Source organism: Rhizobium rosettiformans W3, from assembly GCF_004912135.1.
GTDB lineage: Bacteria > Pseudomonadota > Alphaproteobacteria > Rhizobiales > Rhizobiaceae > Allorhizobium > Allorhizobium rosettiformans.
This window is the reverse complement of record NZ_STGU01000008.1, coordinates 15,138-41,121: the sequence shown is the minus strand read 5'-3', so window position 1 is coordinate 41,121 and position 25,984 is coordinate 15,138. Positions and strand designations below refer to the sequence as shown.

Here is a 25,984-nt window from a genome sequence, read left to right as displayed (position 1 = left end):
TAAAGCCGATGCGGCTTTGTTAGTGCTTCTGTTCACCGATGGTCGAGGTATAGGTCGCCGAGACAGGGTCGCTGGCAGGATAGGTGTCCTCCAGTCCCTCCTGCAGAGCAGAGCCGTTGCGCTCGTCGACCTTGCGCTCCTGCTGCTCCTGACGAAGGCTTTCAACGGCAGCGCTCGGCTCCTTGTCGGCAGTCTCGTCATCGTCAGCCTGATCGGAAAGACCAAAGCGGCTCGCCTGGAGCAGCAGGACCTGCGCCTTCTGGACCGCGTTGTCCCGCGTCAGGCCGCCGTTTTCCGTCTCGGCCATGTGAACCGAAACCTTTTCTCCGCCGTCGCCGAGAAACTCGACGATGAAGGCCGTGTGAGGCTGCGGGCTTTCAATGATTTCCGTTCCAATGATCTGCATGTGTGATCTCCGTTGTTCTGCGGAGTGAAAACGCAGGGCTTTGCATGGATGTTCCAAGGTGGGCTCGGGTTCCATCCATGCAGCGCAACATCGGAACGAAACTACGCGTTAAGTCTATGTTTACCATATCGTTTAGCAATTTAAGAAAAACTGAACAAAGCGCGGTTGAAGACGTTGTGGTGGCAAAAGGAGAACGAAGATGAGACCAGGACAGGCTTTAGCGATCGACACGATCCTCATCGTCGAGGACGACGTCTTCATTTCTATGGACGCTGCAGACGCCGTCGCACGCGCTGGTGTGAATGTCATCACGACCGAGAGTGTGCGCGATGCCCTGGAGATCCTCGACACCGAGCATATCTCCGGCGCAATCCTTGATTTTCAGGTGCGGGATGGCGCAGTCACACCGATCGTCCAGCGCTTGAGGCGCAACGGGATCCCGTTCCGCATCGTTTCGGGCTCGGCCATAAAGGAAATCGAAGAGAACGGCATTCCTCAGGAACTCTGCGCGTCGAAGCCCGCCGATTACCGGCAGGTGCTGGTCTCGCTGATGAAAGACGTCCCCTCGTCAGGATCCCATAGCCGCCACTGAAGGCGGCTGCCTAACTGCGCTTTGCCATCAGGCGTTCGAGGGTGCGTTCCACGACATCCACCATGACCATGGTCTGATGGTCGACCTCGATGTTGATTGCATCGCCCACCCTGTAGCGCGGAAAGGTCGTCTGGCGCAGCGTCTCGGGAATGAGGTTGATGGTGAAGGTGTCACCTTCGGCCTCCGCGACCGTCAGGCTCGCGCCGTTCACGGCCAGATAGCCGCGCTTGAACACGTATTTGGCCCACTCTTCCGGCACGCGGAAGCGTATGAACGCTCCAGGCATTTCCATCTTCGCGGCGACGAGCTCGGCCGTGGTCGCGATATGGCCGGCGATGTTGTGGCCGCCATTCTCATCCGTCGGCTTGGCCGAGCGCTCGATGTTGACGCCGTGACCTGTCTGAAGAGTTCCGAGATTGGTCCGCTCCAAGGTTGCGTCCATGGCATCGAAGGTGACCGTGTTACCGTCGATCGTCGTGACGGAAAGGCACACGCCTTCGACTGAAACGCTGGCTCCGATCTGAAGGTCTGCCATCAGCCGTTCCGGCATTTCAATGAAGAAGGTGGTGTAGCCGTCGTGGCGCACAACAGATTTGACAGGGGCGACGGTCTGGACGATGCCGGTATACATGACTGCTGGTTTTCCTTCGAGAGATGCGCAGCGAAGGTAATGTCTCAATCGCCAAAGACAATCCCTGTCGAGCCGACCGCACTGTTCACCTTGGACGCTCCCTGTGGAACGTCAGTTGTCCATCGCGGTTGAGGGGCTGCGCCTTTTGACCGGCTTGCGGCTACCGCCCCTGGCGTCCTAGATCTGTCGCATCCGTATTGCAGTATCCTGTTTCTTCCTCAGTGGTGGCCAGATTCATGCCCAAAATCCTTTGCCTTGCCCTCAACCCTGCAATCGACATCTCCAGCGATGCAGAGGTGGTGCGACACACGCACAAGACACGCACCCACAATCAGCAGCAGTTTCCGGGCGGCGGCGGGATCAATGTGGCCCGGGTCATCGTCACGCTCGGCGGGACCTGTGAACTGATGTTCCTGTCGGGAGGGGCAACCGGGGAATTGCTGGAAGCCATGCTGAAGCCTCTGCCAATCGTGGAGCGGGCGTTCACGATCCACGATCCTGTCCGGGTCGCTTTTGCGGTCCACGAAACCTCCACCAACCTCGAATATCGTTTCGTGCCAGAAGGCCCCCTGGTGAGCGACGCGGAACTCGCTCCCGTATTCGAGGCGATCGAGACGAGCGAGGCAGATTACGTGGTCGCCAGCGGGAGCCTGCCCCGAGGCGCACCCGATGATACCTATGTCCGTTTGGCGGAAATCGTTGCGAAAGCGGGTGCACGCTTCGTGCTCGACACATCCGGCGCTCCGCTCGCAGAGGCCTTGTCCAAATCCAAGATGTTCCTGGTCAAGCCGAGCCTGGGCGAGTTCGAGGCGTTTCTCGGACGCAAGTTGAGCCACGACGAAGTCGGTGCGGCGGCGCAAGCCTATGCCCGGAGCGGGGCTGCCCGGTATATCGCTGTTACCCTTGGCGGCGATGGAGCCGTTCTTGCCTCGGCCGACCAGATCATTCGTCTCCCTGCCATCGAAGTGCCGGTCAATTCGGCGACAGGTGCAGGCGATAGCTTCGTAGCTGGCATGGTCTGGTCGCTTGCGCAAGGAAACACGATCGAAGACGCTTTCCTCTTCGGTCAGGCCGCGGGTGCGGCCACCGTCATGACGGCCGGTACAGAACTTTGCCGGAGGCAGGACGTCAACGATCTCTTCGAGCGGGCGCGTGCCGCGGTTTAAGCTCTGGCTGATGGTCACGGTTGCGGGAAAACCGCGCGCCGGTTGTTTTATTACTTGTCACAGATAATCAAGTTTATTATGGGGAAGGCAGCGTAGGGGCGTGCTCGTTGCGCCCGTTTTCATCATCATTTTACAAGGAGCTCCCAATGTCGCTCATCCATTCGGGACCCTCGCTCAAGCGATTTGTGCTTCTGCTTTCTCTCGTTGCGGCAGCATCCACCGCAACGGCTCAACAGACCGCTCCAGCTGGAACAGAGCCTCGTGTGGTTCTGCCGGAGGCTGCGCCTTCCCAGTCGGCCGCGCCCGTTCAGGCGCCCGCTGCCGCGACCCAGCCCGAGAGTTCAACCGGCGAGCCCGCCGCACCTGCAGTGCCGCCGGTCGCTCCCGCAGAGCCCTCTCAACCGGTTGCGGCCACGCAGCCCGCTCCAACCGCAGCTCAACCGTCTTCGTCCGATGCAGCGCCCGTCGAGGCGTCTAATCCCGATCCTGCGCCGGCCGAGCCCTCCGCTACGCCGGTTGTTGACGAAACGGCCGCTCCGGCAGCGCAGGACGTGTCTGCGGCAGAGACCGCGATCATGCCGCATGACCTCTCGCCCGAAGGCATGTTCATGGCGGCAGACTGGGTCGTGAAGTCGGTCATGATCCTGCTCGCGCTGGCCTCCGTGCTCACCTGGACCGTGTGGCTCGCCAAGTCGCTGCAGCTCTTCGGTGCCCGTGCCCGGGCAAAGCGCGGGCTGAAGGCCGTGGGTCAGGCCCGACAGCTGAGCGATGCGCTGAAGGCACTCGAAAAGCGTGGTGGCGTGGTGGCGACCATGGTGCGCGCCGCGCAGCATGAAATGAGCCTCTCGGATGCCGCGATCGATCAGGTCGGCGGCGATGGCGTGAAGGAGCGTGTGGCCTCGGCCCTGTCGCGCATCGAGGCGCGCGCGGGCCGGCAGATGTCGAACGGAACAGGTCTTCTGGCGAGCATCGGCTCGACGGCGCCCTTTGTCGGCCTGTTCGGCACCGTCTGGGGCATCATGAACTCCTTCATCGGTATTGCCGAGACGCAGACGACCAATCTTGCCGTTGTGGCACCCGGCATCGCCGAGGCGCTTCTTGCGACCGCGATCGGTCTCGTTGCCGCCATTCCGGCCGTCATCATCTACAACGTCTTCGCCCGTTCCGTTACGGGCTACCGCCAGCTGCTTGCCGATGCCGGTGCCGGCATCGAGCGTCTGGTGAGCCGCGACCTCGATTTCCGCAAGAGCGCGCGGATTGCCCAGGCGGCCAAGGCCATGGCAATGGCGGCGGAGTGATCTGATGGCCGGCGGTATCAGAGAAAACAATTCGGGCGACGATCTGGCCGAGAACCACGAGATCAACGTGACGCCGTTCATCGACGTCATGCTGGTGCTGCTCATCATCTTCATGGTTGCAGCGCCGCTCTCGACGGTCGACGTGAATGTCGATCTTCCGGCCTCCACCGCAAAGCCTGCACAGCGGCCGGATGAGCCGGTCTATGTGACGCTGAAGGAAGACATGAGCCTTTCGCTCGGCAACGACGCCGTGGCCCGTGATGTGCTCGGCCCTTCGCTTGATCGGATGACGGAAGGCAACAAGGACGCACGCATCTTCCTGCGCGCGGATAAGACGGTCGATTACGGACAGTTCATGGAGGTCATGAACCTCCTTCGGGATGCGGGTTACCTGAAGATCGCGCTCGTCGGGCTCGAATCCGTGCCGGCCGCAGCACCGCCGCAGGCAGAGCCGTCGACAGGAACGGAGACGGTGCCATGATCGAGCCCCGCTCCACGAAGCGTGTCGTCGGCGAGGGGCTGTTGTGGACGACAGCCGGCCTCCTGATCGCGACCGCGCATGCGGGAGCGGTGGCAGTTCTCCTGCGCGAACCGGACATTGTGGTTGCCGATAGCGGACCGCCGCCTGCGATCATGATCGAACTGGCGCCCGAACCAGAAGCCGTCAACACGGAAGAGAATGAAATCTCCACGGAGCAGGTGGACGCCGAAGAGGTGAAGACCGCCACCAGCGAGCCCTTGCCCGAACCCATCCCGGAACCGGTGGAGCAGCCTCTGCCCGAACCGCCTCCGCCAGAGCCTGAGCCCGAACCGGAAGTGGCCGAAGCTCTGCCGGAGCCGCCCCCGGTGGTCGAGCCTGAACCGCTGCCGGAGCCCGAACCGGAGATCGATCCGATCGAGCAGATGGTTATGGCGGAGCTCGAAAATGTCGAGGTTCCGATCCCGATGATGCGGCCGCCTCCGCCCAAGCGTGAGGTGGAGAAGAAAGAACCCGCGCCCAAGAAAGTCGCCAAGAAACAGGTTCAGCCGCCGGCGTCTCAGGCAGCGCGCACTGCAAAAGCCGAGGTGGCCCAGTCGAACCGCAATGCTGCTGCGGCGACGGCGAATGGCGCCGGACGCAGCGTCTCGCCGGCCAAGTGGCAGTCGCGGCTGATGTCGCATCTGGAGCGCCGCAAACGCTATCCGAGTGCATCACGTAGCAATCGCGAGGAGGGAACCGTCTATGTCCGGTTCCGGATCGACGATTCCGGCAATGTACTGTCGGTCTCTCTGTCCAGGTCGTCCGGTTATCCGACCCTCGACAGCGCGGTGCTCGATATGGTCCGCGCTGCATCCCCGGTTCCGGCCCCGCCGGCCGGCGTGAACAAGACCATCACCGCTCCGGTGCGCTTCAACCTTCGCTAAGTCGCGGGTGCCGAAAAAGATGAAGGCCGGCGAGGTTATCGCCGGCCTTTTGTTCATTCACTCGATGTCGAACTTGACACCCTGGGCGAGGGGCAGGGTCCTGCCGTAGTTCACGGTGTTGGTCTGGCGGCGCATATAGGCCTTCCAGCTGTCGGAGCCGGACTCACGGCCGCCGCCGGTTTCCTTCTCGCCACCGAAAGCGCCACCGATTTCGGCACCCGAGGGGCCGATATTGACGTTGGCAATGCCGCAATCCGAACCACGGTCGGAGACGAAGGCTTCCGCCTCGCGGATGTCATTGGTGAAGATCGATGAGGAGAGGCCCTGCGGCACATCGTTGTTCAGCGCCAGAGCGTCATCGAAGTTGGCATACTTGATGACATAGAGGATGGGCGCGAAGGTTTCCTCGACGACCGGGCCGCACTGTTCGGGCATCTCGACGAGAGCCGGACGGACGTAATAGGCCTCAGCGGACTCATCGGCGCGCACGCGGTCGCCGCCGTGCACCTTGCCGCCATTGGCCTTTGCGGCTTCGAGCGCGTGCTGCATGCGGTCGAAGGAGCCTTTGTCGATCAGCGGACCGATCAGGTTGCCTGCTTCCAGCGGGTTGCCAATGGTGACGGAGCCATAGGCCTTGATCAGGCGCGGGACGAGCGTGTCGTAGACGCTTTCATGCACGAAGAGACGGCGCAGTGTCGTGCAGCGCTGGCCGGCGGTGCCCATGGCGGCGAAGGCGACGCCACGCAGGGTTAGATCGAGATCGGCGGTCGGGCCGACGATTGCGGCATTGTTGCCGCCGAGTTCGAGGATCGAGCGGCCAAAGCGGGCCGCGACGCGCGGGCCGACGGCACGGCCCATGGCGGTCGAGCCTGTTGCCGAGATCAGCGGGACCTTCGGGTGGTCGACGAGGATTTCGCCGATGTCACGGCCGCCGATCAGCAGCGTCGAGAGATTGGCAGGCGCCTTGCCGCCTTGCGCGTTGTAGCGCTTCACGGCCTTTTCGAAGATCGCCTGGGTGGCGATGGCGGTGAGCGGGGTCTTTTCCGAGGGTTTCCAGATCGTCGAATTGCCGCAGACAAGTGCGAGAGCCGCATTCCAGGACCAGACGGCGACGGGGAAGTTGAAGGCCGAGATGATGCCTGTCACGCCGAGCGGATGCCAGGTTTCCATCATGCGGTGTTCGGCGCGTTCGGTCGCGATCGTCAGACCGTAGAGCTGGCGCGACAGGCCGACGGCGAAATCGCAGATGTCGATCATTTCCTGGACTTCGCCCAGGCCTTCCGAGGTGATCTTGCCGACTTCGATGGAGACGAGGCGGCCGAGCTCGGTCTTGGCCGCGCGCAGCTCTTCGCCGAGCAGGCGGATCAGTTCGCCGCGCTGCGGGGCGGGCACGAGGCGCCATTCGAGGAAGGCCTTGTGGGCTGCATCGATCGCCTTGCGGGTGTCGTCTGCGGAGATCTCTGCGACCGCTGCGATGGTTTCGCCATTGATCGGCGAGCGAACCGAAAGCGTGCCGCCGGTCAGAGCCTTGGCATCCACGCCGAAGCTTGCCATCAGCGAGGCCGTTTCGGCGGAAAATTTGAGAGTGGCGAGGGTCATGATGGTCCTTCCCGTCAGGTCTACCTGGTTCTTGTTCGTTTAAAATCGTGCGCCGGCCAGATGCGCCACCTGGGCGCCCGCCTCGTACCATGCTTCCTTCAAAGTGCGGAAGGCCGGTGTTTGTGGATCGGTGAGCGGCAGGGGCAGCTCATCCTCGGAGAGCTGGCCAAGGATATGGTGTGCAATTGTCTTGCCGAAGACCGTACCCGGCGAGATGCCGCGACCGTTGTAGCCGGAGAAGCCAATGACGCCGGGCGCAAACTTGTGGAAGCGCGGCAGCGCATTGGTCGTCATGCCGATCTGGCCGTACCATTCGCTTTCGAAGGCGATGTCACCGATCTGCGGGAAGATCGCCTTCAAGGCACGCTGTGCCCAGGCGCGGTGAATGGTGAGGCCTGTGCCGCGCAGGGCGCCGACACTGCCGAAGACCATACGACCGGCCTTGTCCATGCGGAAGGAGGACAACACTTCCTTCGTATCCCAGCAGCCCTGGCGCTCCGTCAGGATCGACTTACGCAAATTATCGCTCAAGGGAACGGTCGCAAAATTGAAATAGGGCAGATGCACCTGTTCCTCGCGCACAGCGGCAAAGGGACCGTTGCTATAAGCGTCGGTTGCCACGACGATCCACTGCGCATCGACGCTGCCTTCGGAGGTCCTGACCTGCCAGCCGTCTGCCATCCTGGCATAGCTTTCGACCGGGCTTGCCGTATGCAGTGTCGCGCCTGCCTTGATCGCGGCCTGGGCAAGGCCGCGTGCATAGGCGAGTGGTTGCAAGGTGCCGGCCCGGCGATCGAGAAGCGAGCCCTGATAGGCTCGGGTGCCAATCTTCTGTTCGGTTTCCGCTTCATCGAGCAGTTCCACCGGCGCGCCGCGCCGTTGCCACTGTTCGGCACGGGCCTCGATTTCCTTCCGGCCTGTGGAGCCCACGGCGCAGTGTAGCGTGCCCTGGCGTTCGAGCTCGCATTCGATGCCGTGCCGATCAATCAGCTCCATGACCACGCGTGGTCCGTTGCCGAGCAGGTCGAGCAGCCGCTCGCCATAGACGGGGCCGAGCTCGCCTGGGAGATCATCCGGCATGACCCACATGCCGGCATTGATCAGGCCGACGTTCCGGCCGGCGCCGCCGAAGCCGATCTCTTTGGCTTCGAGAAGGATAACACTGGTGCCCGCTTCGGCCAGATGCAGCGCGGCGGAAAGGCCTGTATAGCCTCCACCGACAATGACGACGTCGGCCTTTGCCGCGCCTTTGAGCGGGGTCGTCTGCGGGGCGGCAGGGGCCGTCTTTTCCCATAGACCGTGGGAGCGAGGATCGTTGAGCATGGCGTGGCCCCGGATGCATGGTGCGGGGCCAGGAGTTCGGGTGGGTCTGTCCCCCGATGTCATTCCTCCCCGTACAGTCTTGTGATTTCTAGAAGAGCGTTCTACGCCATTCCAGCGATAAATTCTCAAGAGATCATTCCGAAAAGGCATGACCATGCTACCGGCGCGCCGCTTTCTTCCGTCGCTTTCTCTGCTCAGCGCCTTCGAGGCTGCCGCACGGACGGGGAGCATCACCGCCGCTGCCCGCGAGCTCGATCTCACGCAAAGTGCGGTCAGCCGTCAGATCAAGGCCCTGGAGAGCCAGCTCGGTGTCGAACTCTTTCTCAGGGAGCGACAGACGATCCGGCTGACGGTCGCTGGCGACAGCTATGCCCGTGAGATCCGGGAGGCCCTGCGGCGGATCTCCAGCGCTTCGCTCAACCTTCGCGCCAATCCCCATGGAGGCACCCTCAACCTTGCCATCCTGCCAACCTTCGGCGCGCGGTGGCTCGCGCCGCGTCTCGGCCAGTTCCTCGCTGCCAATCCCGGCATCACGATCAATCTGGTGACCCGTCTGTCACCCTTCGATTTCCGTCTGGATTCCATCGATGCCGCCATACATTTCGGGGACGCGGTCTGGCCTGGCGCGGAACTGACCTTGTTGATGCAGGAACAGACGGTGCCGGCCTGCAGCCCGGAATTCAAGCAGACGCACGGGATAGAGCAGCCCGCCGATCTCATCAAAGTGCCGCTTCTGCACCTGACGACACGGCCCGACGCCTGGGAGCGTTGGTTTTCCGAAACCGGCGTTGCATTCGACAGCCTGCACGGCATGCTCTTCGACCAGTTCGCGACGGCGTCACAGGCGGCAATCGGTGGATTGGGGGTGGCTTTGTTGCCGACATTCCTGATCCAGGACGAGCTGAAGCGTGGTGAACTTGTGCCCGCCGTCGACCGACCGATGCAAAGCGCGCAGCGCTACTACCTTGCCTTCCCGCGAGAGCGGGCAGCCTATCCGCCACTCGTTGCCTTCCGGGACTGGATCGTCAGAGAGTTATCCAAAGCCTGATCTCATCAGGCGGCGCTTGCCGCCGCGGCAATCCAGACTGCAAAGAGGAGATGCGTCAGGTGATGAAGGGTCTGGTCGACCCCGAAGAGCCACCAGTAGGCCGCCTGGTCGACCTTGAAGTGATGGCGCTGCTGGATCATCGTCTTGCAACGATCGATCGCTCCATGGACGACGAAATCGACCAAAGCCAGCCAGATGAGCGAGGGGGCCATCAGGGATGCGATCAGCAGGGTCCCCGCCGCGTGCACGCCGACATGGGCGAGAAGCGGTTTTGCCCAGCCGTGAGGGCGCTCCTTGCCTTGTGCCATCCAGCTGGTCTGGAGAAGGAAATCTGCAAGCAGATGCTTCACGATGAACAGAGCGACGGCCCAGATCAGCAAATGACTGGAGATTTGCTCCGGTATTGTCGGCATGGATATTCCTTCGGCTACCTTCTGTGTCCGAAGATAGACCACTCTTCAAAACGCTGTGAAGCTGCCATTTAGTTTACCCAGATTTGGGCTTTGCGCTTTCTTTACGCAAAATGCGTTTTTGGGAGGTGCCCGTTAGGCTCGTGGTCATTCTTGTGCCGAGGGTCACCAGCCGTCCGAAAGCACCTTTTCCAGCATCTCGACGAAGAAATCGGCGCTTTCTCGAGCAACGCAGAGCGGCGGCTTTATTTTCAAAACATTAAGATGGTCGCCCGTCGGTTGCATGATGACGCCAAGATCGAGCAGCCGGTCGCAGATCGCAGCCGTTTCCTCTGTCGCCGGCTCCAGCGTGTCCCGGTCGCGGACGAATTCCAGACCCAGATACAAACCCATGCCGTGGACGGCGCCGACAATCGGGAAGCGCTGGCCGAGCGCTTCGAGGCGAGCTTTCAGGTGGTCGCCGACATCGCGGGCGTTTTGTTGCAGGTTCTCGTCGCGCATGATGTCCAGCACCGTCATGCCGACGACGCAGCTGACAGGGCTGCCACCGGAGGAGGAGAAGAAGTAGCCTTCCTTTTCCAGACTGTCGGCGATCTCTCGTCGCGTGATCACAGCACCGAGTGGCTGTCCGTTGCCCATGCCCTTGGCGACGGTGATGACATCAGGCACGACGCCCTGCTGCTCGAACCCCCAGAAGTGATGGCCAAGCCGGCCATAGCCGACCTGAACCTCGTCGGCGATGCAAAGGCCGCCATGCTGGCGCACCAGCTCATAAACCTGGCTCAGATAATTTGGTGGTAGGGGTATTCCGCCAGCATTGCCGTAAACGCTCTCGGCGATGAACCCACCCAGATGGCCACCCTGTTTCTCTATCTCGGCGATTTTCTCCGCCACCGCTTCGACATAGGCGGCCGTGGAACCTTCGCCACGATGTTTACCGCGATAGGTATTGGGAGAAAGCACCGGATGGACCCAATCCGGCCGGGTCTCCAGAGCGCGCGGGTTATCCGCGATAGAGGTGGAGACGGCGTCGCTCGCCACTGTCCAGCCGTGATAGGCTTCGAGCAGGCTCAGAATGTTGCGGTGGCCGCTATGAGCCCAGGCGAGGCGGAGTGCGAGATCCACGGCCTCGGAACCGGAGTTTACGAGAAAGACCGTGTCGAGGCCGTCCGGCGCAAGCGAGGCGAGACGCTCGGAAAACTCGGCGACAGCGGCGTAGTGGAAGCGCGAATTGGTGTTGAGCATGGCCCACTGCCGGCCGACGGCGTCCGCGAGCCGCGGATGGCCGTGGCCGAGGATCGTGACATTGTTGACCATGTCGAGGTAGGCGCGGCCATTGACGTCGAAGAGATGTTCCTTCCAGCCGCGTTCGATCTGCGGAGGCTCGCTGTAATAGTTCTTCTGTGGCTTGGCGAAGTTCTTGCGGCGTCTGTCGAGCAGTTCCTGGCTCACCGGAGCGGGCGCATCCACACCCACGCCAAGCAGGCGGGAGGGGGAAGGGCAGATGCGGCTCCAGATGGCACTTTGCTGTGGTTTGGCAAAGAGCGGCGGAACGAGGTCCGGATCCCGGCACAGCTGGATGCGCAGACCGCCCACGCCACCGGCCGCGCCGGCAACCGCACCGATCGGGTCGCCAGCCTTCACACTTGCGCCGTCTTCGAGGCTGCAATCGATGCCATCGAGATGCAGAGAAACTTCGGGAGAGGACAGGATCAGGTGATGGCCGTCCAGCACGATCGTCGCGTCGAAGGGGGCGAAAGCCTCGGTGCCACCGGGCAAGCAGACGTCGATATGCAGCGCAAAGGTTGCCGGTGGCGTCGGGGACAGAGGCTTGGTGTAGGAAAGACGGTATTCGCCGTATCGTGTCGAGGCGACACCGGTCTCCATCGCGGCCCGCGCCAGCAGCTTCCAGTCGATTTCCTGATCAGCCCAGCTATCACGCGGAAGGTCGGGGCTCGTCACCGTGAGATCGGTCAGTCGGACATCGGCCGGCTGCAGCGCGGGGAGAAGCGGGTGAACGATCGTGACCTCGGGTTCGTCGGGAAGCGCGCTTGCTGCTTCGAGGATCGCCGCCTCCATCAACGGGTAGGGTGCCGAGGTCGCGACTTCGAAGATGGTGCGTTCGTGCTCGATATTGCCGAGCACATAGTCGTTATCGGGATCGATCGACAGCTGTTGCTCGCTGCTGGCCACCAGAACGCCCGCCCGTGCCACGATAAGTGGCCATAGAGCCTTGAGCTCGGCTTCATTCAGCGGGTAGCGGGCGTGAAATGCCTTGATGGCCGGCAGGATAAAGAAGGGATCGCCGTCGGCATGATGGAGCAGGGCGGCGCAGGTGACGGCAAGGTCGGCCACCAGCCAGCCGTAAAGCACGTCACCGAAGTCGATCACGCCATCCGGTGTCAGACGGCCGCTCGCGTCCGGTGTCGCAACAACATTGTCGTCGGTGATGTCGTGGTGGATCGGCTGGATACGGAGTTCGGAGGCGAGCGGCTGCAGGCGCTTCACCGCCATGATCATGGCCTTGGCGATCCTGTCCCGCTGCTTCTGGTCGGTCACCGATTTCAAAAGATGGAGCGCGACGGGGCCGGCGCGGCGCAGATCCCATTGCAGCTCGCGGTCCAGACCCTCATGGCGAAACTCCTTCAGCCCGGTGGCGACACGCGCGACCACGTCGCCGAAGGCTGCCACGACCTCTGGTGAGAGGTATTTCTGCCGCGTCAGGGGCTGGCCGTCGAGAAACGACAGGAGCCTGACCCAGTAGTATTCGCCGTTGATCTCGATCTGCGGAATGAACTCGCCCGTGAGAGCGGCAACCGGTTCCGGTATCCGCAGACCGATATCGAGTGCCCGCAGATGGTCCATCGCCCGGTTCTGCGCATCCAGTTCATGCTGGGGATATTCCGCCCGCATGACCTTCAGAACGAGGCGCTCGTCGCCTGTGTCGATGAGGAAGTTGCGATCCTGCTGGCTGCCGAGTTCCTGGATCTCGCCACTGAAGCCATAGAAGTCATTGAAGATGATCCTGGCATCGGCCAGCGAAACGTTCGGACGCGGCAGTTCAGTGCGCTGGAGCAGAGCCGAGTCGGCCATACGTTTCCTCCCTGGGGAATCATGACGGGAGATTAGCAGAGCGTGGTTTTGCGTCTATCCCGGAGAAATCGGGCCTGAAACGAGAAAGGGCGCCGCTCCGGCGCCCTTTGCCCTGATTAACCCATGCGCTCCGAGGCATAGGAGCCCGGGCTTGCCGGGAAGACGACAGTCCGGTTGCCATTGATGAAGGTCCGGTGGTGAATATGCGCGTGGATCGCGCGCGCCAGCACCTGGCTTTCGACATCGCGCCCGATCGAGACATAGTCTTCTGCCGACTGCGCATGCGTGATGCGGGCGACATCCTGTTCGATGATCGGACCTTCATCGAGGTCGGCGGTCACGTAATGGGCGGTCGCGCCGATCAGCTTCACGCCACGCTCGAAGGCCTGCTTGTAGGGGTTGGCACCCTTGAAGCTCGGCAGGAAGGAGTGGTGGATATTGATGATCTTGCCCGACATCTTGCGGCACATATCGTCGGAGAGAACCTGCATGTAGCGGGCGAGGACGATAAGCTCGGTGCCGGTCTGCTCGACCAGATCCATGATCCGAGCTTCGGCTTCCGGCTTGTTCTCCTTGGTCACCTTGATGTGGTGGAAGGGGATGTCGTGGTTCACGACGACCTTTTGATAGTCGAAGTGGTTGGAGACGACGCCGACGATGTCGATCGGGAGCGCACCGATCTTCCAGCGATAGAGCAGGTCGTTCAGGCAGTGGCCGAAACGCGACACCATCAGCAGCACCTTCATGCGCTGGGCGGCGTCGTAGAGGTTCCAGTTCATGCCGAACTTCTCGGCGACGGCCACGAAGCCCTTTTCGAGTTTGGCTTGCGCCGCACCTTCCTCCGAGATGAAGGACACTCGCATGAAGAACTGTCCGGTATGCAGATCGTCGAACTGGGAACTATCGACGATGTTGCAGCCCTGCTCGGCAAGGTAACCCGAGATCGCCGCTACAATGCCGCGAGTGGACTGGCAGGATACGGTCAATACATAGCTCGTCATCGGTTCTCTCATCTCCTCGGCATGGCAGGGCGCCGTGTCTCTATCGCATGTCCGTCACGATCGGAAGCGTGCAACATCGCAGATTGTTATCGTCCTCCAAAGGTGGGCTTTGTTCGCCGCCGCGAGCTCCCTGCCTTTGCGATGGCCAGAGATTAGGGCAGGAAAAGCAAAACCTCGTTCCCATTGCGCCTTTCAAAGACGCATCTTCGCCGTCGTCGTGATCACGATGCATAAAACCGCTATCCATCCCTGAACTGGCCCATTGACCTTTGCAGAGCCGGCAATAACCTGCGCCAACCCTAGGCCTCGTTACGAGATGCAGATGAGATCCTCCATGACGCGCACCGCCCGCAAAGGCATGATCCTTCCTCTCGTTCGTGCGTGCGGCCTGGCTTTGACGCTGTTGGCAACGACGTCGCAGGCCGTGCTTGCGTCCGGGACCTGTCTGCGAGGCATCAATCTCGCGGGTGCCGAGTTCGGCGAGGAGGATGGCGTCTTCGGGACGGCCTATATCTATCCCTCCGACGAGACCATCCGCTATTTCGCCGACAAGGGCTTCAACTCGGTTCGCTTGCCCTTTTCCTGGTCGCGCCTGCAGACCTCTCTCAACGCCGACTTCGATGCGGCTGAATTCGAGCGGCTGAAGGATACGGTGCGTCGACTGCGGGAGGCGGGGCAGATCGTTGTTCTCGATCCTCACAACTATGCCCGCTACCGCGGCGAGTTGATCGGCTCGGAAGCCGTGCCTTACGAAGCCTTTGCCGATTTCTGGAGCAAGCTCAGCCTCGCATTCGGCAATCAGGACGGCATCGTGTTCGGATTGATGAACGAGCCGCACACAATGCCGACGGAGCAGTGGCTGAAAGGTGCCAATGTCGCGATCGCTGCCATCCGGTCCACGGGTGCGCGCGACCTGATCCTCGTGCCCGGAAACTCCTGGTCGGGAGCACATAGCTGGATGGGCGAGGACTATGGTGGCGCCAATGGCGTTGTCATGCTCGGCGTGAAGGATCCGCTCGACCATTATGCGTTCGAGGTTCACCAGTATCTGGACGACGACTTCTCCGGGACCAAGGACAATTGCAGCCGGGCCGAGGATGCCATCGCCGCAATCGAGAACTACACGCAGTGGCTCCGAGACAATGGCAAGCGCGGCTACCTGGGCGAGTTCGGCGTGCCGAAGGATGAAGCCTGCGTTCAGGCTCTCAGTCGCATGGTCGATACCGTCGAACGGGGGCGGGATGTGTGGATCGGATGGGCCTATTGGGCGGCAGGAGACTGGTGGCCTGCCGAGGAGGCATTGAACATCCAGCCGACGGATGCTGGCGATCGTCCGCAGCTGCAGGGACTGTCACGGGCGCTTTCCGATTTTTCGCCGCAAGCCATGACCTGTCCCTCCCTGAGCGGAGGCGGTTGAGGCCGCCAGCCGACCGGCACTGCTGCGCACACCTGACCTTAACGGTTTTCCGTTAGGCAGGGCGCATGACATGGACCGGATATAGCCAAGACGAAGGTGCTGCATGGGGAGCATGACTGGCTCGCGACCGAGCGGCTCGACAGGCTCTGGCGGAAGCCCACGCATCGTGCAGATCGTGCGCCAGTATGCGCCGGGCCGGGGTGGTCTTGAGGATGTGGTCTCCAACTTGAGCCGCTCGCTGGTCGAGCGCGGCGTGAAGGTGAGGGTCATTACCCTCGATCGCCTGTTTCGGGAGCTCGGTATAGCCCTGCCGGCTCACGAAGTTATGGACGGCGTCGAGGTGGTCCGCATTCCCTGGCGCGGCAGCAGCCGGTATCCCGTGGCGCCCCAGGTCTTCCGTCATATCGCCGATGCCGACCTCGTGCATGTGCACGGCATCGACTTCTTCTACGATGCGCTCGCCTGGGCTCGCCCGTTTCACCGCAAGCCTTTGGTTGCCACAACGCATGGTGGGTTCTTCCACACGAAGAACCATGCGGCGATCAAGAAGCTCTGGTTCGGGACCGCGACCCGCGCCTCGGCTCTGGCTTATGACGCGATCATCTGCTGCAGTCAGCCGGATCTGCGGATGTTCGAGCCGATCGCCGGCAAGAAGGCGCGGCTGATCGAGAACGGCGTCGATATCGGCAAATTTGCCGGGCTTGCGAGCGAAACACCGGTTCGCCGCATGGTGACCATCGGTCGGTTTTCGGTGAACAAGCGGCTCGATCGGCTCGTCGCCGCCATGCGTGCTTTGAAGGCTCAGGCGAGCGGCTGGCATCTCGATATCATCGGTTCCCCCTCCGATCAGACGGAAACGGAGCTCCGTGCCGCGATCGCAGCCCAAGACCTCGGCAAGGAGATCGACCTGCATGTCGGAGTGAGCAATGACCGAGTCCGCGAGATTTTCGCCAACACATCCTTGTTTGTCTCGGCATCGGAGTATGAAGGCTTCGGGCTCGTCGCCGTCGAGGCCATGAGCGCAGGACTGGTGCCCGTGCTTCACGAGAACGAGGCCTTCCGCGCCCTGGCTGCCCGCCATCCAGGGGTGGCGACTACCGATTTTTCGCAGGCCGAAATGGCAGCTTCGTCGATCGAAGCGGCATTCCGGCGTCTTTCTGCTTCGCCTGCGCTACGGTCGGAGATGATGGCGGGCGCTTCGCAGCATGGCTGGGCGGGCGTTTGCGATCAGCATGCTTCACTCTACCGCGAGGTTCTCGGATCGCGCCTGCAGGAGGCGTTTGCCTGATGAGATCTGCTTCCAAGCGTATCCTTGTCGTCTCGGGCCATCATTTCGCCGATGCGCCGCGACGTGTCGACCTGCACTTCATGTCGGACCAACTCCGCGCGGAAGGTGCCGCCGTTGATTTCCTGATCTGCCGCCTCAGCCCGATCAGCCGTTTCATTCGGGACGGACGCTACGAGCACGCGCGCACCCGTCCGATCAACCAGTGGTTCGAGCTGGATGAGCGCCTGGAGGAGTTCGTCTGGGTCGCGCCCTTCCATCCGGTCAACCTGCGTTTTGGCTTGCTGAACGCCGTGGCTGCGCCTCTTTATCGCCGCTACGGCCAGTTTCTGCCGAAGGCGGTGATCGAGCGTCTGCCCGACTACTCGCACATCGTCATCGAGAGCGGACCTTCGCCTCTTCTGACGCGCTATCTGCACCAATACGCGCCCGATGCCAAATTCATCTACCATGCAGCAGATCGGCTGGAGACCATTCGGGTTCATCCCTGTGTGATCGACGAACTCGAGCGGACACTGCCACTCTATGATCAGATCCGCATTATGGCAGAGGCTATGCGCTCCGATTTCGGTTTGCAGGACCGTGTGGTCTTCGTGCCGCACGGCATCAGCAAGACACTCTTCGACGAGGCGTCGGTCAGCCCTTACGAAGGGGAGCGTCACGCGATCAGCGTTGGTGACATGATGTTCGATGCCAGCCTCATCGAGACGCTCGCGACCGCAAACCCCGACTGGACCTTTCACCTCTTCGGCAAGAAGGCTCTCCCCTCCCAGCCACGAGGAAACATCGTGGTGCATGGAGAGGTGTCATTTCAGACCATCGTGCCCTTCATCAAATTTGCCGATATCGGGATTGCGCCTTATCGGCCCGGTGCCGGCGCCGATTATCTCAGTCAGTCGAGCCTGAAGATGATCCAGTACAGCTACTGCCATCTTCCGATTGTGGCGCCGCGGTTTGCCGCGGCCGGTCGTGATAATGTCTGTGCCTATGATCCCGACGATCCGGCCTCCATGCGCTCCGCCTTCGAACGCGCCAAGGTCATGGACCATCTGACCATCGACACATCCGATATCCTCACTTGGGACGAAGTGGTCGGACGGCTTTTTCACGATCCTGAGGTGTGAAGATCGTCAGGACAGGGGATGGCTTCTGCTCGCGCAGAGATGGCGTAGTGTGCCCCGTGGTTTCTGATCGTTTTCGGCACCATCTCTCGGATGCAGCCGGATCCTCTTTGTGCGACCGGGTGCCAGATGAAACCAGTCATCCTCCGGTCGGAAGTTCTCGAGATCAAGATGGACCGACTGGGCGAACCGATCGGTGCTCAAGTCTAGCCACCACACGCCATCGATCCGGTGGAAGGCGTGTTCGATGCCGGTCGAATAATGCGCCTGCTGACGCCCAAGTGGAAAATGGAAAGCCTCCGAGAGAACGGCGCCGTAGGTATCCAGCAATCTTGCAACCGTCACATCATGCGACGGCGGACCGAAGCGATAGGCATAGGTCGTATCGAAGAATGCCCCGAACAGGTCCGTGGCCGGAATGCGATGGCTGGAACGAAGGTCGAGGGACAAGGCCTTGCTCGCCGAGACGACTGGCTGCGCACCCTCTCGCAGGCAGGCAATCTCGAGTGTCACACTCTCGCTGGTCGGCCCCTCGTTGATCAGGTGGATATCAAGGCCGTTGGTGCCCTCATCCGTCAACAGGACCTGGAGCGGACGGAAAGCACGTTTCAAGGCGTACCAGACCGGTTTGGGCTCGCCTGTCGCATCGATCACCCCCCATCCAGGACCGGCCTCCAGATCCTGAAGTGTCCAGGTCAGCGCACCGCGACACGACGAGCCATGCCGTCGCCATTCGGCAAAGGTTTCCGTTACCACTTCCGCTGTCGTTGCACGGGCATGATCGAGATAGGCCGCAGGATCTTCCCGGCGCAGGCGTGCCCGATCGACGCCATAGAGTTCCGCAAGATAATGGTCTCGAACATCCTCGAAATCCCAGGAGGCGCCGCGATCGCGCGGCACACGCGCTTTCCACCTGCTGTCGTGGACCGGAGCAACCGGCAGGTGGGCGTCGAGGGTTCGCTGCTGCGGGACATGGGCGAAGGCCAGACATTCGGCAGCGAAACGCACCTTGGCTCGCCGGGCGTCTTCGAGCGGGCGCTGGTAGGCACCAACGCCATAGTAATGGCCAACGCCTTCGTTCGGCACGAAGGGCATGCTGCCGCCATAGGGTGAGTTCGGGACGTAGGCCACGTCGGGCCGGCGGTCCCTCACCACGTGTGCCAGCGCGTCGGTAAAGAACTCGCCTTTCCAGATGCGCTCGGGAAGACCGAGCATGGCCCCTTGCTGGAAGACTTCGCTGCCGCCGGCAACGACGGCCAGGGACGGATGGCCCTGAAGCCTCCCGAGAAGCATGTCGACTTCGGACACTGCCTTGCGCGCGAAGGCTTCATCGGAGGTCGGGTAGTCGAAATTGGCGAACATCAGGTCCTGCCAGACCATAATGCCGAGCCGATCGCAGAGGCGGAAGAAGTCGGCGGTCTCATAGGTCATGGTCCCGCCGATGCGGATCATGTTCATGTTCGCTTCGGCCGCCAGCGCGAGCCATGGTGCATAGGCTTCAGCCGTGCCCGGCAGCCGCAGGATATCGGCATTGGTCCAGACGGCCCCACGGCAGAAGACCGGAACACCGTTGACCTTCAGCCCGAAGCCCTTGCCGTCCTCGTCATGATCCACCTCGATGCGGCGGAAGCCGACGAGACCGAGGGAATGAAGGCGCCCGTCGATGGCCAGCGTCACGTCATGGAGCGTAGGCTCGCCATGGGTTCTTGGCCACCACGCCGCGACGGCGGGCAGATCAAGGCGGGCTCTCATTCTGCCGTCTGGCTGCCTTTCGAACTGCGCGGTACGGCCGCAACAGAGGATCGCCATTTCTGCGCCGGCCGCTTCGCGGAATTCCACAGTTAGAACGCCCGTGCCGAACTCATCGAGGTCGGCCCCAATGCGCAAATCGGAGATCGCATCGCGTGAAGGACGAATGAGCGATATCGGTCTGAAGGGGCCGACAGGATGGATCTCCGGGCACCAGCCGGGCATGTGCCCGAGAAGGGTTGTCCGCACGAGGCGCAGGCCCTGTTGGTCCATCATTTGCGGGCGCCAGCGTGCTCGCGGCCCCTTCTTTTCCAGATGCGGTTGCAGGGCACGGAAACAGATGACCAGTTCGTCTTCGCCCGAGAGATCGAGCGGCAGGTCCACGGGTTCGAACATGCTCTCGCTGGTGTGCCGCAAGACGCCGTTGACGAAGATTTCCGCAATGGTCGCAAGACCCTCGAAGCGCAGCACGGCGGGACCGGGTGTTTCGCCGCTGAGCGATCTCCGGTACCAGACATCCTTCCCATGCAAGGGCGCTGGACTGGCCGGATCGAAAAGGCCGGCTTCGGTCAGTGCGGCCGCGACCGTTCCGGGAACAGATGCGTTGATGTTAAACGCATTGCGGGGAAGTTCCGCGGGGACCTGATACTGCCCGGGCTCTGACATCATGAGGGTCCAGCCCTGCTCCAGGGGACGCATGTCAGCCCCCAGATAGATCGTTCCCGTCATAGGCGCGTCCTTACGTCAGTCGTTGGCCAAGATCATCCATCAGACGCTGCCAGGCCGCAATGGTCGGATCGAGTGCCGTGGCCAAGGGATCGAACTTCTTGCGGGTTACGGCCCGGGCAAGCTGGAACTGCACCGTCTTGGCGCATTCGCTGATCGCCAGAGCCTCGGCAATGACAGAAGCGTAAGCGGCTTCATCAAGCCATGCCAGATGACTGGCCAGAAGCTCGAAATTGGCACCGAACTGGCGCAACGTGTTGAAGGCGTATTTGTGGAAATGGCCGAAGGGCCGTTCGGCGATTGCCTCGACCTGTGCCGGGAAAACCGCGGCGAAGGCTGCGATCGGATTGCCTTGCGGACGCCGGACGTAGTGCCGGCGGAGAAGCGCCGATGCCGTCTCGCGCTGGTGGGCTGCCGACATCGGCGCCTCCGGGAACTTGGCGAATTCGGTATAGGGGAGGAAGGGGACCGTGCCTTCCGGCAGGTTCCGCTGGAAAACCCCGTCGAAGTCGTCGCCCTCGAGGCGGAAAAAGCCGCCATTGTGGAAATAGTCCATGACCCGGTTTTCGACGTCGAGCCGGTTGATGCCGACCGTCGTTTTGCCGTGCTCCTGCCGGTATCCGACGCCTTGCGTGTCTGGCATGAAGAAACTGTCCATCTCCACGAGGCAGAGGCGTCCGCGGGAGATCTGCTCGCTGACGTGGTCCTCGACGGTGTCGAAGATCGCGAGTTCGGTGACCCTGACGTCATAGAGCTGTTCGAGGTCTTCGAGAGGCACCTTGAAGAAGGTGAACTGGTCGCCTTCGAAGTCCTGGGTCAGGGTGAAGCCGAGCATGGCTTCCGGCACACAGCCGGCCGAGGCGAGCACCTCGATCCAGAGATCGACATAGCAGTTGGTTTCCGGCCACATGCGCTCCTTTGCGTGGAGAGCGTGCGGGACATAAGCATCCGGATCCAGACCGGGGAAGACTGATGTCATTGCGGGTTCAGCCCCAGAGCGTCTTGCGCACGGCTTCCGGCCAGGCTGCAACATCCAGACCATGCTGTGCGAAAAGCGCCAGCGCTATGCGCTCCAGGCCGAAGCCGACGCAGGCGGTGTGCGCCACGGAGCCGTCGGCCAGCGAGAGACCCCATTTCTGGCCGAAGGCGTCCTGATGGTAGTTGAAGCTCATGCAGGCGGTCTTGTTGGCCTGCGAGGTGACCGGGATCAGCAGTTCGAACTTCAGGTTCTGGTCCCGCTGATTGTTAGCAAGCAGCCGGCCGGCGCGGCCGAAGAAGGGGTCGTTGGCAACATCGATCTCGACGTCGAGGCCAATGGATTTCATCATCTCGACGCCGCGATCCATCCAGGTCTGACGGAAGGTCGTGACATGGGCCTCGGTGCCCATGCAGACATATTCGCGCATGCGGAAAAGCTGCTGACGTGCAGGGTCCTTCGAGGGCTCATGGCGGAAGCAATAGGACTGCAGGTCGAAGAGGCCACCATCCATCGAGATCGGGCCGCGTTTGGCAACGGTCGGATAAAGCGGATAGCAGGCCGCCGGCGTAAGAGCGATGTCGGTCGCTTGCTGCTCCTTCGTCCAGTCCTTGCCTTCTTCCATGCACTGCAAGAGGCTCAGATGGTCGTGGTCGTTGCCGCAGAAGGAGTGCACGGTGCCCGCGAGCTGCGGGAAGCTCTTCATGTAGCCGCTCTTTTCGAAATAGGCGCGGTTCATGCCGGGCGGGAAGCGGATCGCTTCGGCGCCGTCGGCACCGCCGACTTTGTCGATCAGTCGCTCGAAGGCGGCGATGACATCTTCGAACTGGCCGCTGCGGCCGTAGAGACCGTCGACGCCCGTGTCGATCAGAAGACCGCTGTCGAAGAGGCGGTCCAGAAAGCTCACCTGCATGTCCATGTCTTTACCCCAACAATCCGGTTTCTTGCTTGTGTACGAGCAGCATCGTCGCGGTATTGCCGAGGATGCGGTCATTGGAAATCATCAGCTCCGCCGAATGGGCGTCGCGTAGGTGACGTCCCAGGCTGTAGGGCGTGCCGTTCTTGTAGCCCATGATGCCGCAGACCCTGAGCGCCTGGTTGATCACCGGCAGGATCATCTCGGAAGAGGCGATCTTGACGTTGTTCATGGCGACGGCGAAGCCCATGGACGACAGACGGTCCCGATCTTTCAGGGCCTGTTCGTAGGAGGTGAGGCCAGCCTGGATATTCGAGCGGATGACCTGCAACTGGCTCGACATTTCTGCGAGCTGGACGAGACCCGGCGGCTGGGTGCCAGGCGCCTTGCGGGCAGCGGCACGCACGAAGGACTGCGCTTTTGCGAAGGCATCGACGGCAATTCCGTACCACAGCGCGCTCCAGAGCAGATGCGAACTGGCGAGCATCGACTGCGCGGCAATTTCGGCAAAGGGTTTCGGCAAGATCTGTTCGGCCGGCGCTTCACCCTTGAACAGGAAGCCATCGGAGCAGGTGCCGCGCATGCCCATCGTGTCCCAGACATGGGTCTGTTCGAGGCTGTACTGGTCCTTCAGAAACACCGTCATCACCTGATCGCTCGGCGGCGCATCCTTGTGCGCGCGAGAGGTGATGAGGATCGCGTCGGCCTGCTTGCCGTAGGAGATGACGGTTGCGTCCTTCTCCAGCCGGCAGCGCTCACCCTCGACCTCGATCGCGCAGATCGAATTGCGCAGGTTGCCGCCGATGCCGCCTTCCGTCGTGGCGGAGCCAAGAAGAAGCTGTTCGGCGCAGATCCGGCGCATGAAGTCGCGGTGCCAGGCGGCTTCAGTGCCGTGGGAAACCAAGCTCGACACCTTGATCTGATGCATGGCGAAGATCATTGCGCTGGCAGCGCAGCCCTGGGCCATGATGGTGCAGAGTTCGGCGATTTCCGAGGTCGATCGACCTTCACCACCGCAATCGAGAGGGATCTGGATCCCCATCAGCCGTTCCGCCTTCATGGCGTCGACCGCTTCCTTCGGGAAACGGCCGGCCTTATCGACATCGTCGGCATGCTGCGCGGCGACGGCTGCAACGCGAGATGCGCGTGCCTTCAGTGTCTTGTCCGTCGATGTGGAGGAGAGGTCCATCAGGCGACCTTTCTGTCCCCGACGATGGTTGCGACCGTCGCCTCGATGGCGGCGATGCTGGCGAAAGACTTGCGGTTCAGCAGGTGGTCCGGGAACTCCATATCGAAGGCTTCCTCTAGGCCCAGCATCAGCTGGACCGAGGCGAAGGACGACAGGCCAGCCGCATAAAGGTCGGCATCATCAGCAAGCGTATCGACAGCTACGGGAAGGCCACCGAGTTTGGTCAGCAGCGCGCGAATGGTTTCGTTCATCGTTTTCCCTCCGGTCGGACGCTCGAAATCTATTGAGCGATTTCTTACAGAGGAAAGACGAAGTTTCCGCTAAGGCTTTCGGTAAAATCAGAATGAACGAAAGCTAAGATAAAGCCTGCAGAGGTCCCAGTAGGCCGTTTCAGGGCGGAAATATGCCTGGACTAGCCTTCATAGAGGTGTTCCCGGCCGTGACGGTCGAGAACGATGTACCGATTTGGTTCAACTTCGCGCAGCGCGTTCGTGCCGATTTCCACTTTGCCGTGACCACCAGGCAGATCGAGGATGTAATGGGGGATGCAGAGGCCTGAAAGTTTGCTGCGCAAGTCCCGCATGATGGCCTGGCCCTCCGCAATGGTCAGGCGGAAATGACCGGTGCCGGGCGCCATATCAGGATGGTGAAGATAGTAGGGCTTCACGCCGATCTCGACGAAAGATCGCATCAGCTCCGCCAGGGTCTCGGCATTGTCGTTGATCGACCGCAGAAGAACACTCTGGCTGACCAGCTGCACGCCGGCAGTCGAGAGACGTCTGCAGGCCTCGCGGACCTCGGCCGTGAGTTCGCGCGGGTGGTTCACGTGCAGCGCAAGATAAAGCGTCTTGCCGCCCGCCTTCAGCGCTTCCAGAAGTTCGATTGATATGCGAGCGGGATCCACGGCCGGCACGCGACTGTGGATGCGCACGATCCGCACATGGGGGATGGTCGCAAGCTGCTGCATGACGTCGCGCAGCCTGCGGGGCGAAAGAATCAGGGGGTCTCCGCCGGTCAGGATCACTTCCCAGATGCGCGCGTCGGCGCGGACATAGTCGAGCGCCCTTTGCAGAGCCTCTGCACCGAGATTGCCGTCACCCTGGGGGCCGACCATTTCGCGACGGAAGCAGAAGCGGCAATAGACCGGACAGACATGGACGAGCTTCAGGAGTACCCGGTCGGGATAGCGGTGAACGATGCCTTCGACAGGCGAATGCGGATGATCGCCGATCGGATCCGGCCGCTCGTCCGGGTGTTCGATCAGCTCGGCGGCAGACGGCACATACTGAGCGGCGATCGGATCGGCCGGCGCGCTCGTGTCGATCAAGGCGCGGACGGTCGGCGTAAGCGCGATGGCGTAGCGTTCCGCCACGGCCGTGAGGGACGCCGCCTCGTCGGCCGGCACGAGACCTTCCGACACGAGGTCGCCGACGCTGCGCAGCGTTCCCTCAGCCAAGATGGGTCTCCGCGACCGGTGCCCAGATGACCTGGTCGATCCGGAGCGCGCCGGTTGCCAGCATGACGAGACGGTCGAAGCCAAGTGCGATGCCGGATGCGTCCGGCATGCTGGCGAGCGCTTCCAGAAAGTCTTCGTCCAAAGGATAGGTCTCGCCATAGACGCGGTTCTTCTCGACCATCTCCGCTTCAAAGCGCCGACGCTGCTCGGCCGGGTCCGTCAGTTCTCCAAAGGCGTTGGCCAGTTCCACGCCGCAGGCATAAACTTCGAAGCGTTCAGCGACGCGCGGATCGTTCGCGCAGGGGCGGGCGAGGGCTGCTTCTGCAACGGGATAGCGATCGAGAATGGTGACGCGGCCATCGCCGAGGTTCGGCTCGACCTTTTCCACGATGACGCGGCTGAAGAGGTCGGCCCAGGTATCGTCAACCGCCGTCTTGATGCCGGCGTCTTCGAGTTCTCTTGCCAAGGCATCGCGATCCGTCGAGCCATCGACGGCAATGGTCGCCAGAAGGTCTATGCCGGCATAACGGGAGAAGGCTTCCGCGACCGAGATCCGTTCCGGCGCGACGAAGGGGTCGACAGTCTTGCCGCCATAGGCGAATTGGCGCGTTCCTGCCGTCCGGGCTGCGAGCGCGATCAGGTCGGTGCAGTCCCGCATCAGTTGCTCATAGCCTTCGCCGACCCGATACCATTCGAGCATGGTGAATTCCGGATGGTGCAGTGGGCCACGCTCGCGGTTGCGATAGACATGCGCGAAACAGCTGATCTTCATCTCGCCTGCGGCCAAGAGCTTCTTGCAGGCGAATTCCGGGGATGTGTGCAGATAGAGCGGTACCGCGGAGCCATCATGGCCGATCGCCTCGGTCCGGAACGCGTGCAAATGGGCCTCGTTGCCGGGCGATACCTGCAGGGTCGCGGTGTCGACTTCGATGAAGTCCTGTCCGGCGAAATGCGCGCGAAAAGCAGCCTGGATCCGGTTGCGGCCGATGAGGAAAGGACGGCGGTCCGCATGCACGGAAGCGCGCCACCACGGGGGGGATGAACGGCGGCTGTCAATCATGCCGGAATCTCGGTCCATTTCTCAACACGGGCTGGCTATTTTGCCGGATTTGGGTTAGTTGCGCCCGAGAAATTCAAAGAGGTCCATCGGGACCGCCGTCCTTTACGACGGGTCTTAC

23 protein-coding genes are annotated in these 25,984 nt (G+C 61.9%); 9 read left to right on the top strand and 14 right to left on the bottom strand.

Annotated elements, in window-relative coordinates; genetic code table 11:
- Positions 1 to 19: 19 nt before the first annotated feature.
- A complete protein-coding gene (locus FAA86_RS15095; RefSeq protein WP_136541894.1) occupies positions 20 to 406 on the bottom strand; it encodes a hypothetical protein in 387 nt (128 codons plus the stop codon).
- A gap of 199 nt (positions 407 to 605) precedes the next feature.
- Here FAA86_RS15095 and FAA86_RS15090 point away from each other — a divergent pair, with 199 nt between their 5' ends.
- Positions 606 to 998 (top strand): response regulator, encoded by a 393-nt coding sequence (locus FAA86_RS15090; RefSeq protein WP_136541892.1) that lies wholly within the window; start codon positions 606 to 608, stop codon positions 996 to 998.
- A gap of 10 nt (positions 999 to 1,008) precedes the next feature.
- Here the strand turns inward: FAA86_RS15090 and FAA86_RS15085 are convergent, their stop codons facing one another.
- Positions 1,009 to 1,629 (bottom strand): riboflavin synthase subunit alpha, encoded by a 621-nt coding sequence (locus FAA86_RS15085; RefSeq protein ID WP_136541890.1) that lies wholly within the window; start codon positions 1,627 to 1,629, stop codon positions 1,009 to 1,011.
- A gap of 236 nt (positions 1,630 to 1,865) precedes the next feature.
- Here FAA86_RS15085 and FAA86_RS15080 point away from each other — a divergent pair, with 236 nt between their 5' ends.
- The 4 genes from FAA86_RS15080 to FAA86_RS15065 all read left to right on the top strand — a co-directional run bounded on the left by FAA86_RS15080 (position 1,866) and on the right by FAA86_RS15065 (position 5,497).
- The gene (locus FAA86_RS15080; protein ID WP_136541888.1) at positions 1,866 to 2,795 is read left to right on the top strand and encodes a 1-phosphofructokinase family hexose kinase; all 930 of its coding nucleotides are present in this window, start codon (positions 1,866 to 1,868) and stop codon (positions 2,793 to 2,795) included.
- Between the two features lie 146 nt (positions 2,796 to 2,941).
- On the top strand, positions 2,942 to 4,093 hold the full coding sequence (gene exbB, locus FAA86_RS15075) for a tonB-system energizer ExbB (protein ID WP_136541886.1): 1,152 nt from the start codon (positions 2,942 to 2,944) through the stop codon (positions 4,091 to 4,093).
- A 4-nt stretch (positions 4,094 to 4,097) separates the two neighbouring features.
- Complete coding sequence (gene exbD, locus FAA86_RS15070; protein WP_136541884.1) at positions 4,098 to 4,574, top strand: TonB system transport protein ExbD; 477 nt, start codon at positions 4,098 to 4,100, stop codon at positions 4,572 to 4,574.
- A complete protein-coding gene (locus tag FAA86_RS15065; RefSeq protein ID WP_136541882.1) occupies positions 4,571 to 5,497 on the top strand; it encodes a TonB family protein in 927 nt (308 codons plus the stop codon). The genes exbD and FAA86_RS15065 overlap by 4 nt, the downstream gene beginning before the upstream one ends.
- A gap of 57 nt (positions 5,498 to 5,554) precedes the next feature.
- Here FAA86_RS15065 and amaB read toward each other — a convergent pair whose 3' ends face one another.
- Positions 5,555 to 7,096, bottom strand: coding sequence for an L-piperidine-6-carboxylate dehydrogenase (gene amaB / locus FAA86_RS15060; protein ID WP_136541880.1), 1,542 nt, complete (start codon positions 7,094 to 7,096; stop codon positions 5,555 to 5,557).
- A gap of 39 nt (positions 7,097 to 7,135) precedes the next feature.
- Positions 7,136 to 8,419, bottom strand: coding sequence for an NAD(P)/FAD-dependent oxidoreductase (locus FAA86_RS15055; RefSeq protein WP_136541878.1), 1,284 nt, complete (start codon positions 8,417 to 8,419; stop codon positions 7,136 to 7,138).
- A gap of 148 nt (positions 8,420 to 8,567) precedes the next feature.
- Here FAA86_RS15055 and FAA86_RS15050 point away from each other — a divergent pair, with 148 nt between their 5' ends.
- Complete coding sequence (locus FAA86_RS15050; protein WP_183954686.1) at positions 8,568 to 9,467, top strand: LysR family transcriptional regulator; 900 nt, start codon at positions 8,568 to 8,570, stop codon at positions 9,465 to 9,467.
- A 5-nt stretch (positions 9,468 to 9,472) separates the two neighbouring features.
- On the opposite strand, the gene FAA86_RS15045 is transcribed toward FAA86_RS15050, so the two are convergent.
- From FAA86_RS15045 to purU, 3 genes are all read right to left on the bottom strand, one after another.
- Positions 9,473 to 9,880 (bottom strand): DUF3307 domain-containing protein, encoded by a 408-nt coding sequence (locus FAA86_RS15045; protein WP_136541876.1) that lies wholly within the window; start codon positions 9,878 to 9,880, stop codon positions 9,473 to 9,475.
- A gap of 162 nt (positions 9,881 to 10,042) precedes the next feature.
- Positions 10,043 to 12,970, bottom strand: coding sequence for an aminotransferase (locus FAA86_RS15040; protein WP_136541874.1), 2,928 nt, complete (start codon positions 12,968 to 12,970; stop codon positions 10,043 to 10,045).
- A gap of 116 nt (positions 12,971 to 13,086) precedes the next feature.
- A complete protein-coding gene (purU, locus tag FAA86_RS15035) occupies positions 13,087 to 13,971 on the bottom strand; it encodes a formyltetrahydrofolate deformylase (protein WP_136541872.1) in 885 nt (294 codons plus the stop codon).
- A gap of 334 nt (positions 13,972 to 14,305) precedes the next feature.
- Here purU and FAA86_RS15030 point away from each other — a divergent pair, with 334 nt between their 5' ends.
- From FAA86_RS15030 to FAA86_RS15020, 3 genes are all read left to right on the top strand, one after another.
- Positions 14,306 to 15,388 carry a glycoside hydrolase family 5 protein gene (locus FAA86_RS15030; RefSeq protein ID WP_246035098.1) on the top strand — a complete coding sequence of 361 codons (1,083 nt, stop codon included), beginning with the start codon at positions 14,306 to 14,308 and terminating at the stop codon, positions 15,386 to 15,388.
- A 103-nt stretch (positions 15,389 to 15,491) separates the two neighbouring features.
- Entirely contained in the window at positions 15,492 to 16,676 is a 1,185-nt protein-coding gene (locus FAA86_RS15025) for a glycosyltransferase family 4 protein (protein WP_136541868.1), read from the top strand.
- Positions 16,676 to 17,797: a GumK N-terminal domain-containing glycosyltransferase gene (locus tag FAA86_RS15020; RefSeq protein ID WP_136541866.1), complete on the top strand. Its 1,122-nt coding sequence runs from the start codon at positions 16,676 to 16,678 to the stop codon at positions 17,795 to 17,797. The genes FAA86_RS15025 and FAA86_RS15020 overlap by 1 nt, the downstream gene beginning before the upstream one ends.
- Positions 17,798 to 17,803: 6 nt before the next feature.
- On the opposite strand, the gene FAA86_RS15015 is transcribed toward FAA86_RS15020, so the two are convergent.
- The 7 genes from FAA86_RS15015 to epmA form a co-directional block, all read right to left on the bottom strand.
- Complete coding sequence (locus FAA86_RS15015; RefSeq protein ID WP_136541864.1) at positions 17,804 to 20,272, bottom strand: glycosyl hydrolase 2 galactose-binding domain-containing protein; 2,469 nt, start codon at positions 20,270 to 20,272, stop codon at positions 17,804 to 17,806.
- A 10-nt stretch (positions 20,273 to 20,282) separates the two neighbouring features.
- Positions 20,283 to 21,248 carry a DUF1839 family protein gene (locus FAA86_RS15010; protein ID WP_136541862.1) on the bottom strand — a complete coding sequence of 322 codons (966 nt, stop codon included), beginning with the start codon at positions 21,246 to 21,248 and terminating at the stop codon, positions 20,283 to 20,285.
- Positions 21,249 to 21,255: 7 nt separating this feature from the next.
- The gene (locus FAA86_RS15005) at positions 21,256 to 22,164 is read right to left on the bottom strand and encodes an amino acid--[acyl-carrier-protein] ligase (protein ID WP_113460946.1); all 909 of its coding nucleotides are present in this window, start codon (positions 22,162 to 22,164) and stop codon (positions 21,256 to 21,258) included.
- Between the two features lie 4 nt (positions 22,165 to 22,168).
- The gene (locus FAA86_RS15000; protein WP_136541860.1) at positions 22,169 to 23,350 is read right to left on the bottom strand and encodes an acyl-CoA dehydrogenase family protein; all 1,182 of its coding nucleotides are present in this window, start codon (positions 23,348 to 23,350) and stop codon (positions 22,169 to 22,171) included.
- Positions 23,350 to 23,601: an acyl carrier protein gene (locus tag FAA86_RS14995; protein WP_136541858.1), complete on the bottom strand. Its 252-nt coding sequence runs from the start codon at positions 23,599 to 23,601 to the stop codon at positions 23,350 to 23,352. The genes FAA86_RS15000 and FAA86_RS14995 overlap by 1 nt, the downstream gene beginning before the upstream one ends.
- A 161-nt stretch (positions 23,602 to 23,762) precedes the next feature.
- On the bottom strand, positions 23,763 to 24,806 hold the full coding sequence (locus FAA86_RS14990) for a lysine-2,3-aminomutase-like protein (protein ID WP_246035097.1): 1,044 nt from the start codon (positions 24,804 to 24,806) through the stop codon (positions 23,763 to 23,765).
- Positions 24,799 to 25,866 (bottom strand): EF-P lysine aminoacylase EpmA, encoded by a 1,068-nt coding sequence (gene epmA / locus FAA86_RS24960; protein WP_246035096.1) that lies wholly within the window; start codon positions 25,864 to 25,866, stop codon positions 24,799 to 24,801. The genes FAA86_RS14990 and epmA overlap by 8 nt, the downstream gene beginning before the upstream one ends.
- Positions 25,867 to 25,984 lie beyond the last annotated feature (118 nt).